This window comes from Dechloromonas denitrificans (assembly GCF_020510685.1).
Classification (GTDB): Bacteria; Pseudomonadota; Gammaproteobacteria; order Burkholderiales; family Rhodocyclaceae; genus Azonexus; species Azonexus denitrificans_A.
The window spans coordinates 2,240,684-2,251,468 of record NZ_CP075185.1 but is presented as its reverse complement, the minus strand read 5'-3'; the positions used below and the strand labels follow the sequence as shown (position 1 = coordinate 2,251,468).

Below are 10,785 nucleotides of genomic sequence, written 5' to 3'. Positions count from 1 at the left end.
ATCAGTTGCGTATTTTGATGAAAACTGACACTCCTTCCAATCTAATGTCGGCCACTAATTCCGATCACTTCCCCCCAGTCGATATCTGCATATCTGTAACAATACCGATACTGGATTGATGGCAGATCGAAGCGGTTTTTGTTACTTCCTCACCCAGATAAGGGGTTTTCTTGATAAAAACAATCTGGGTTCGGATTGGCGAAGCCGTACGAGCCAGAAGGCAAGCGCAGCGCGGCATGTGGCTTCTATCGGAAATGAGCGGGCTGTTACCGCTCCCGTCCCGCCTCATGCCACGCCTTCCTGACCGGAGACAACAGATACTCCATCACCGTCCGGTCGCCCAGTCGGATCTCCGCATTGGTTTGCATCCCGGCCGAGAGCAGAAAACGTTCGCCATCCATCGCCAAATTCATCTGCTTGAGTGCGACCAGCGCCTTGTAAACCAGCGGCTGATTCTTCCTGGCCGGATCGGTCTGGGTGTTGCCATTGCCGGTGTTGTTATCCGAAGCGTCAGCGCTGACATGCTCAACTATTCCTTCGACCATGCCGTATTTCTGGAATGGAAAAGCCGCAAACTTAAGTTTGACCGGCTGCCCCTGGCGCACAAAGCCGATGTCTTCATTGCTGACCCATACTTCGGCCCGGAGGATTTCATCCTGCGGCACGAGAGTGAGCAATACGGTGCCGGGTTGGACGACCGTCCCCGCGGTATGGGTGGCCAGATCTTTGATTACCCCGTCCTGCGACGCTTTGAGTTCGAGCAGTTCCTGCTTGTGCGCCTGTTTGGTCGCCTCCTGGGCTAGTTTGTCAAACTGCCCTTGAATGTCATTGCGTTCGACATGCAGTTGCCGGCGATAGTCGGAATCGATCTGGGCCAGTTTCTTCTCGGATTGGAGCAGGCTGGCTCTGGCCGATTCGATGACGAAGGCTTGGGTTTGCAGTTCCTGCTCTTTTTCGACCCGTTCGCGTTTCTTGTCGCTACCCATTAGTGAACCGGCAAAGCCATCCTTGACGAGCTTTTCGTAGGCTTTGTCCTGCTCCCGATAATGCGGCAAGGTTTCTTCGAGTTTGCGTTTGATCTGCTCGGCAGCGGCCAACTCCTGTTTGGCCTTGCTCAGCCGGGAGCGTTCTTCGGCGAGTGCCGCTTCGAAGGACGTACGATTGGCGCGGTATTGGGCATTGATCTCTTGGGCAAGCCCTGTTGGGTCACTGGCCTCCGTTTTGAACGGGGCGCCTGACAATTCAGCCTGTATCCGACGTAGCGCCAAGCGCTTGCGCTGGTAGTCAGCATCAATGGATTTGGTATCGGCTTCGCTGATCAGCGTATCCATCCGCATCAATACCTGGCCTGCTTTGACGCTTTGTCCTTCCCGGACCAGGATGTCCTTGACGATACCCGACTCGGAAGGCTGGACGATCTTGACGTAACTTTCGGGGATGAGCTTGCCTTCGGCGACTGCAACGATGTCGAGGCGACCGAGAATGGCCCAGAGCAACAAGGCCGCTAAAAGGCTGAGCAGCAGCCAGAGTACCTTGCGGCCGAGAGGATTGGGCGGCGCATCCTGCAGACGCAGCAGAGGTGGTGAGAAATCGAGGGGATCGACTTCATTCGTGGGGAACATCGATTTCATCGGATGTGTTTCAAGAGAATGAAAAAAACAAGGGCGGCGCTACCGCCGCCCTTGTCGTAGGCAGAGGTCTTAAGACAGACGCACCGAGCCGGTCTGCAACCCCGCCAGCGGCGTCAGGGTTTGTGCCGTCGTACCTAGATTGGTATCAGACAAGGTGGCCAGTGCGGGCGTCACCCCGATCCCAGCCAGCGTGCCGTTCTTGCCGTACTGATAGGCCAGATCGCCGCCCAGCGCTGCGTTGTCCGAACCGGCCAACTGGAAGCTGGTCAGAGCGTTGGTCAGTTCCCAGCTAGTCAAGCCAGTATTGGCGGCTCGTGCGGCATCGAAGGCACCTGCCAAGCCGGCAAAGTTGAAGTTCTCCACCTTTTGGTCCTTGAGCGGGTCGGCCCCGCCGGCGGCGAAGTCGGCCATGGCTTCTGCGATCATCTGCAACTTGGCGACAGGCTTGGACGGTGTGCCTATATACCAGTCCTTGAAGGTGATCTGGTCGGTCGCCCCGATCTTGAGGACGAGATCGTTGGTCGCCTTGGTGAAGACCAGATCGGCATAGGTAATGCCGCCGCCCAATGAAATGACGTCACTACCGGTTCCACCCGTGGCAAAGGTGTCCTGACCATCGCCTTTATTGAACAGGATGGTGTCGTTGCCCGCCGCCGTGGTGTAGGTATCGTTGCCCAATCCACCTAGGAAGACTTCGGCACTGGCGCCACCGGTGAGGGTGTCGGCACCTGAGCCGCCGTTGAACAGAGCAGTGCCCGCGGTGTCGGTCAGGATGTCGTTACCATCACCGCCTTCGAGGATGTCATTGCCGGTTCCGCCATTGAGTGTATTGATCGCCGTATTGCCTCGGACCAGATTGCTCAAGGTGTTGCCGGTGCCGTTGATGGCCGTCGTTCCGGTGAGAACTAGGTTCTCGACATTGCTGGTCAGCGTCAGGGTGACCGCCGACTGAATGGTGTCGTTGCCGGCACTGGCTGCTTCAGTCACGACATCAGTGCTGACATTGACGACATAGACGTCGTCGCCCAGCCCACCGACCATGGTGTCGTTGCCGGTGCCGCCATCGAGGGTGTCGTTGCCATCACCACCGGTCAGCGTATTGTTGGCGCTATTGCCGGTCAACACGTTGTCCAAGACATTGCCGGTTCCATTGATGGCCGTGGTGCCGGTCAGGGTCAGGTTCTCGACGTTGGCGGCCAGCGTCAGGGTCACGCCGGACTGAACGGTGTCGTTGCCAGCACCCGCTGCTTCGGTCACGACATCGGTACTGACGTTGACAACATAGGTGTCGTTACCCAGACCGCCGACCATGGTGTCATTGCCGGTGCCGCCATCAAGGGTGTCGTTGCCATCGCCGCCGGTCAGTGTGTTGTTGGCGCTGTTGCCGGTCAGCAGGTTGTCCAGGGCATTGCCGGTGCCGTTGATGGCGGTTGTGCCAGTCAGGGTCAGGTTCTCGACGTTGGCCGACAGCGTGGTGGTGACGCTCGACTGGACGAGGTCAGTGCCTTCGTTGAGGTTCTCCGTCACAACATCGCCGGTGCTGTCGACGACATAGGTATCGTTGCCGGCGCCGCCGATCATCGTGTCCGCTCCGGTACCGCCGGACAGCGTGTTAGCGGCGCTGTTACCTGTCAGCACGTTGTTCAGCGTGTTACCCGTACCGTTGATTGCGCTCGTTCCCGTCAGCACCAGATTCTCGACGTTGCTCGCCAGAGTCAGGGTGACGCTCGATTGAACGGTATCGTTCCCCGCGCTGGCCGCCTCGGTGACGACATCGGTGCTGACATTGACGACATAGACATCGTCGCCCAGGCCACCGACCATGGTGTCGTTGCCGGTGCCGCCATCGAGCGTGTCGTTACCGTTACCACCGGTCAGCGTGTTGTTGGCGCTGTTGCCGGTCAGCACGTTATCCAGGGCATTACCTGTTCCGTTGATGGCCGTTGTGCCGGTCAGGGTCAGGTTCTCGACGTTGGCAGCCAGCGTGTAGGTGACGCTGGTCTGGACCAGGTCAGTCCCTTCATTGAGTGCTTCAGTCACCACATCGGTGGCGCTGTCGACGACGTAAGTGTCGTTACCGGAAGCGCCGACCATCGTATCGTTGCCGGTGCCGCCGTTCAGGATGTCATTGCCTGCTGCGCCGTTGAGGGTGTCATTGCCGGCCTGGCCATTGAGCGTGTCGTTGCCGGCACCGCCGTTCAAGGTGTCGGCGCCGGTGGTGCCATTCAACGTCAGGTTCTGGACGCTGACCGTAATGTCGAAGATGTCGGAAGCACTCAGATTGCCCGCATCCTTGGCCGTCACCTTGACGCTGACGGTGCCGAGGGCGCTGGGCGAGCCGCCGAAGGAGCGCGTCGCAGCATTGAATGTCAGCCAGGAAGGCAGAGCACTGCCATCGGACAGCGTCGCGGTGTACGACAAGGAATCACCATCTGGATCGGTGAAAGCGCTTGTGGGTACGGTATAGCTGAAGGTGCCCCCCTGGGCTGCTGCCTGATCTGCCAAAGCCGTCGCCAGGGTCGGCGTCCGGTTCGGGGCACCGATGGTCATGTTGACGTATTCGCCGGCCGAGTAGTTGTAGTTGTCCGTGCCCCACAGGATGAACAGCAGGGTGCCGACATCACCGCTTGTCGGCATTCCGGACATGATGCCGGTGGCCGAGTCGAACTGAAGCCAGGCCGGCACCGCTGAGCCATCAGGCATCTTGATGCTATAGGTGATTGAATCCCAGACGTCCGGATCAGTGATGGTGCTAGCCGGTACCGTATAGCTGAAGGTTGTACCAGCCCTTGCCTGCAAGGTGGGCAAGTAGCTGTTCACCGTCGGCGAATGATTGTTGTTGGCCCGGTCGACGACGGTCTGGATCATGGCCTGATCCCAGACGACGCCATTGGCAAACTCAATCTGGTCAACCATGTGGTCGGCACTGACGCCATCAATCGTTGTCGTACCACCGTAGTAATCGATGAAGCCGATCTGGTCGTTCGTCCCCTTGACCTTGAGGAACATGTTGCTGCCGTACTGGAAGGCTAGCACATCGTTATCCGTGATCCCGGCACCGAAGTGCAGCGTGTCGGTGGCATCCAGAACATCCGTGGTGTCAATGGAGTCCTGGCCATCGCCCCGATTGAAAACGTAAACGTCGTCACCCTGATCGCCATAGAGATAGTCGTTGCCGGTACCACCAGTCAGGGTATTGTTGCCCAGATTGCCCCACAAGCCATTGTCCAGAGCGTTGCCCGTCACCGTGAGGTCAGTATCGCCATCGACCGCGAGGCGTTCGAGATTGGCACCCAAGGTCCAACTGACCGTGGAACGGACAAAGTCGTCGCCTTCGCTTACATTTTCTACAATCACATCATCGGCGTCGTCGATTTCGTAGTAGTCATCACCGGCACCGCCGATCAGGGTGTCCTGACCGACATCGCCGAATAGCGCATCGGCACCGCCGCCACCGACCAGGGTATCGTTGCCTGCCATGCCCCAGAGGTTGTTGTCAGCATCGTTGCCGGTGATGACGTTGTCGAGTTCGTTGCCGTTGCCGCGATAGATGGTGCTGCTCAGGGTTAGATTCTCGACACCGCCGGCCAGCAGGTAGGTAGTTTCAAAGCTGCGGATTTCGGTGTCGATGCCTTCGTTAAAGGATTCTTCAATCTGGTCGTTTTGAGCGTCAGTGTAGTAGGTATCGTTACCCGTGCCACCTGACATCCAGTCATCGCCTAGCCCACCGTCGAGCCGGTTGTCGCCGGAATTGCCGATGAGGTCGTTGTCACCGCTATCACCTGTGGCGTCGATATTGCTGGACCCGGTCAGATGGATATTTTCAATATTGTTTCCGGCCGAGTAACTGGTCCCGACTTCAACCATATCAATACCGCCATTGGCCAATTCAACAACCTGATCCCCCATATTGTCCAGAACGTAAATATCATTTCCGTCACCACCGGTCATTACGTCAGCACCCAGCCCGCCATCCAGGCGATTGCTACCAGTACTCCCAATCAATTCGTTGTTTAGCGCGTTACCCGTTGCATTCGTATCGAAGCTCCCTGTAAGTGTCAGGTTTTCCAGATTTTCGCCAAGAACGTAGGATACTGAGCTCTGTACCGTATCCGTTCCTTCATTCGCGGTCTCTGTGATGCTATCGGCGACGTCATCTACCTCGTAGGTGTCATCGCCAACTCCGCCTGTCATAGCGTCTACCCCGAGACCACCAATCAAGCGGTCACTGCCGGCACCGCCGATCAGTACATCGTTGTCGCCGGCTCCATTCAAAACGTTGTCCTGCGCATTTCCGACAATGGTGTTTGCCTGATCGTTGCCCGTGCCGGCAAGCGCAAGGCCCGACAGTGTGAGGGCTTCGATATTGGCACTCAGAACATAGTCCGCGCTCGCCAGGACCGTGTCGTTACCATCCGCCGAGAGCTCAGTGATCGAGTCGCCCGAGGCGTCGACCATATAGGTATCGTTGCCGCTGCCGCCAACCAGTGTGTCCGTGCCTGTGCCGCCATCCAGCAGGTCGTTACCCGCAGCGCCAATCAGATAATCGTCCCCTGCCAGACCCAGCAGGGTATTATCGTTAGCATTACCGGTTAGTGAATTGGCTAATTCATTTCCGGTTCCCTCCAAGGCGGTAGGATCATTTTCAAGAACGAGCGCTTCGACGTTCGCGCTCAGGGTAAAGCTCTTCATGCTGCGTACCGTGTCGTAGCCCTCGGCTGCCATTTCCGTGACCTGATCGGCAAGATCGTCAACAAGGTAACTATCATCACCGGCGCCGCCTGCCATCTGGTCTGCTCCCGTGCCTCCATCGAGAAAATCGGTGCCTCCGCCACCATTCAGGACATCGTTCCCCAACCCAGCGTTCAGCGAGTCGTCACCGAAGGCACCAGACAGGGTATCGTCTCCGCTGCCACCGGCAAGGAGGTCGTTGCCGTCTCCGCCATCCAGCGCATCGTTGTCTGCGCCACCATCGAGCGTGTCGTTGCCAGCATCCCCATACAGCGTATCCATACCGGCACCACCGCTTACCGAGTCATTGCCAGCTCCGCCATAAATGGTGTCTTCACCGTCATCTCCCGTTACCAGATCGTTGCCATCGCCGGCATCGGCCATATCATTGCCAGCCCCCAATCCAACCTGATCGTCACCAGCACCTGCACTGACGGTATCGTCCCCGGCAAGGGCATCAATGTTGTCTCGGCCGGAAGTGCCTTGAACCGTATCAGCATCAGGTGTCGTCGGCAGATCAATGCCCACGGCCGCGATGACGTCGGCGACGCTCATCGTCTGACCATTTGAGAACTGAATCGAACTGATTGGGGATGTTCCTGCGAGGTTGTCGTAATCTACCCCGTCCAGATGGATTTCATCGCCGGCAACACCGGTGCTGATTTTGAGGGAACCCAGCCCTAGGTGAATCATGTTCAGGTTGATTCCCCCTTGGAGAATCAGCATGTTCGAACCAGCGCTATCCAGAATGTGTTTCGCGCCACTTCCCAAGTCAATGACGTAAATATCGTTACCTTCACCACCATCTAGCGTGTCATTACCTTTGCCGGAACTCAAGAAGTCGTTGCCTGAACCACCGACAAGGACATCGTCTCCATCTCCGCCATATAGATTGTCGTTACCGTCACCTCCGTCAAGAACGTCGTTGCCCGCATAGCCATTCAGAACATCGTTGCCGGCGCCACCATCAAGAATGTCATTTCCCTGGAATTCCAGTGGTGTATCCGAGGAGTCACCATGCAACTGGTCATCACCGTCGCCGCCGTATAGCTTGTCGCTGCCACCCGCCCCAACTAGCAGATCGTTTCCAAGGCCCCCGTCAAGGTAATCGTTACCGAGTTTCGATGTCGGCGTTGTTTGATTGTCACCATACAATTGATCGTTGCCGTCACCACCGAACAACGTATCGACACCGCCTCCGCCAGCCAACGTGTCATCGCCCTCGCCACCATCCAAATAATCGTCCCCTTGAACACTTTCCGGAGTGTCATCGGCCTCGCCAAAAAGTTGATCGACGCCGGCTCCTCCGACAAGCGTATCGCTACCCCCAGCCCCTACCAGAATGTCATTGCCATCCCCGCCATCCAGATAGTCATCCCCCTGCTTACTTGTTGGAGTATTGGAATCATCTCCATCTAGTCGATCGTCACCGGCACCGCCATACAAGGTATCGCTGCCTCCTGCACCATCTAGAGTGTCATTTCCACCTTCACCATCCAAGTAATCGTCACCCAACAAGTCTTCTAAGGTATCGCCGTTGTCCCCAAACAGTTGATCATTGCCGGCTCCGCCATAAATCGTATCCTCTCCACCGCCAGCAAACAGCAGATCATCCCCGTCCTCGCCATCCAGATAGTCATTGCCATCTGCCGTGTCACCGCTGTCGCCGCTTACCGTGTCGTCGCCCGCACCACCGTACAGAACATCATTGCCACCATCTCCGTATATTGAGTCCTTGCCTTCGCCACCATCGAGGAAGTCGTCTCCATGCAACGCTCCGTCGAGATATGAGGCGTCTCCGGAAATGATGTCATCACCTGCGCCCCCCAGGATATTATCGTTGCCGGATTCGCCAATAAGCTTGTCGTTGCCATCTTCACCAAAAACCAGATCATCACCTGCCCCTGCCCACACGCGGTCGTCACCCGCGCCAGCATGAATAAGGTCAGCTCCGCCACCCGATGGCTCCACTTCCCCTTCAACAGGGGAGAACACGCGGGTATTTCCTTCATCGGTATAACCCCAAGCGTGGGTTTGCTCATTGGCGTGATACCAGTTGGTGCCATTCAGGTTGAAGCGCCATTGGCTATCCCACAGTTGTTGCACCGAGTAATCCGCATCGCCCAGAATATTGTCATCGCCTGCTCCGGCCACCAAAACATCCTGCCCTGCACCTCCAGTAAGAATGTCATTGTCGGCACCGGAGACAAGGATGTCGTTGCCCTCATTGCCTGAAAGCCATGAACCCTTCTGCCCACTTCCGCTCTGAGTATTCCCGTTCTCAATGGCAATCGCGGTCTCTATACGATTGTCGCTATACAGCATGTCGTCACCGGCGTCGCCGCTGAGAATATCGCTGTCAGCCTCTCCTTCGAGCAGATCATTACCATCTGCGCCATTGATATAGTCTCGTCCCGAACCGCCGCTGATCCAGTCATTCCCTCCAAGTCCATTGACGTCGTCATCGAGTTCGCCGGGCAAAATCCGGTCATTGCCGGAACTGCCAAACAGAATATCCTCATACGCGCCCGCTTCGCCCAGCGGGTTGTAGTATGCATCTCCCTCCGCCTGAATGCCCTCTTTGGATAGATTGGTATCAGTCGGCACAATGTCGCCGGAAATCGTGGTATTCGTTTCCGGGGATTGTGCTTCATCGATTGCGTCGAAGTTGATGGTCATGTCGTTGGATGCTGTCTGGCTTCCGTCCGCGAGCGTTAATGCGGCAGAGAGCGTAAGCACGGCATCGGTATCGACATCCCCTGTGCTCAAAAAGGCAAAGGAAATCTCGGTTTGCCCTTCCACAAGTTCCAGGGTAATTTCCCCTTCGGAAAAACTGATTACATCATCGCCGGTGACACAAGAGAACATTCCCCCGTCCCCACCGGCAAGACTCAGTTTGAGTATGTCTCCGAGTTTTGCTGGGGCATTAAGGAAGCATTTAATGCCCTTACCCAGACCTTCAGCCAGATCAGAAACATTAGTTTGTGATTGGTGGCCGACTTCGCTAAATGGTTTTGAGCCGCCAGAAGTAACTAACTCGACGAGGGATTTTTGTTCAAGTTTTAGACCGAGGTAGCCGCTTCCATTGCTTTGCGTAATGTCAAAGTGGTCAATGATGATCTGCCCGTCACCTAATGCACTACCCTTGAGTGTCAAGGCTTTGGTGTTGGGGTCGTAGAGATAAGTAACGGTGCCATCGGCCGACTCCCAAATCTGCTTATTGCCATCAAGGCTGTATTTATTTGAGGCCGCTCCGGTAAACTCTTGGCCTCCGACAATGATCCGGCCTACGCCATCAATGTCGTCAATAATGTCTTTGCCCTGACCAGAACTGAAGATATAACTATCAAGGCCGGAACCGCCTTGTAGAGAGTCGTTACCGAGGCCGCCGATAAGGAAATCGTCGCCTTGCCCTGCTTTGAGAGAATCCGCCTGATCAAGTCCAATCAGAAGGTCGTTTTTGTTACTGTAATAGGATTCGAATGCTGAAGCATCAATAGTTCCGCCACGATTGGCATCGGTAGTATTAGCAGGATTGAGGTAGATATTTGAGGCGTTGACATTGGCAAGTTGTGCCGATAGATTTGGATAGAGTGCCGCTAGGTCAGCAATCATCCTATCTTTTGCCAAACCCAATCCTTCGGGGTCATTTAAGGCAGGAACAGTGAGTCCATATGTTGTTGCGGCGGACGCAATTCTTGCGACATTCGTTTGATCATAGGAAAGTATTTCCTTTCGATGAGAACCGAGCATTCGGAAGATGTTTTTAGCCTCATTCTCGGTAACAGTACCGCTCTCATAAAGACCAAAGTAAGCTGACTCGGCGTAACGCCGATTGATGATGCCACCACCACCAGCTGCAGACCCATACCGTATCTGATACCAAACCTCCGCACGATTGCCATCGATCAGAGCTTGCGTCATGTTGGTTATCGCACCACTCCTACTTCGGAAATAGGCTGGAGTTTGATACCACATAGATATTAAAACGGCGCGCTCGCGGGAATCGCCAAGCGTAATTCCATTTCGCGCCATGAACAGGTTGAATGCTACTTCACGAGTGGCAATTGCGATGTCTAGCAAACTGGTAGCAGTTGCTTCACTTGGCAGAACCAATCCAGCAAGATCAGCAGGGATTCCAGTAGTAGTGTCGGATAGCGCACCAAGAGCAGTACGCTGAGCTTGAGTAAGCACGACACCAGCTGCTGTCAAATTATTGATAGCTGTATTCCCACGGTTTGCCACAAGGTCGTATCCGTAGCCAATCACTGGACGATTAACTGAGTCGGTCGTGATACTCAGATTTGAAGCATTGGTTGGATTGAGGCGCAGTGGATTGTTCTCAGCCACCTTTAAGAAAAAGCGCAGGTCACTTTGGTATGAGCCATAGAGAAAATTGGTGTGAAGCACATTGAGTGGCATT

The 10,785-nt window shown here is 55.7% G+C and carries 2 protein-coding genes; both read right to left on the bottom strand.

The genetic code is table 11. The features are described 5' to 3' along the window. Positions 1–266: 266 nt before the first annotated feature. Complete coding sequence (locus KI611_RS10685) at positions 267–1,622, bottom strand: HlyD family type I secretion periplasmic adaptor subunit (RefSeq protein WP_226419803.1); 1,356 nt, start codon at positions 1,620–1,622, stop codon at positions 267–269. A gap of 78 nt (positions 1,623–1,700) precedes the next feature. After that, positions 1,701–10,784: a beta strand repeat-containing protein gene (locus KI611_RS10680; RefSeq protein WP_226419802.1), complete on the bottom strand. Its 9,084-nt coding sequence runs from the start codon at positions 10,782–10,784 to the stop codon at positions 1,701–1,703. Position 10,785: the final 1 nt, after the last annotated feature.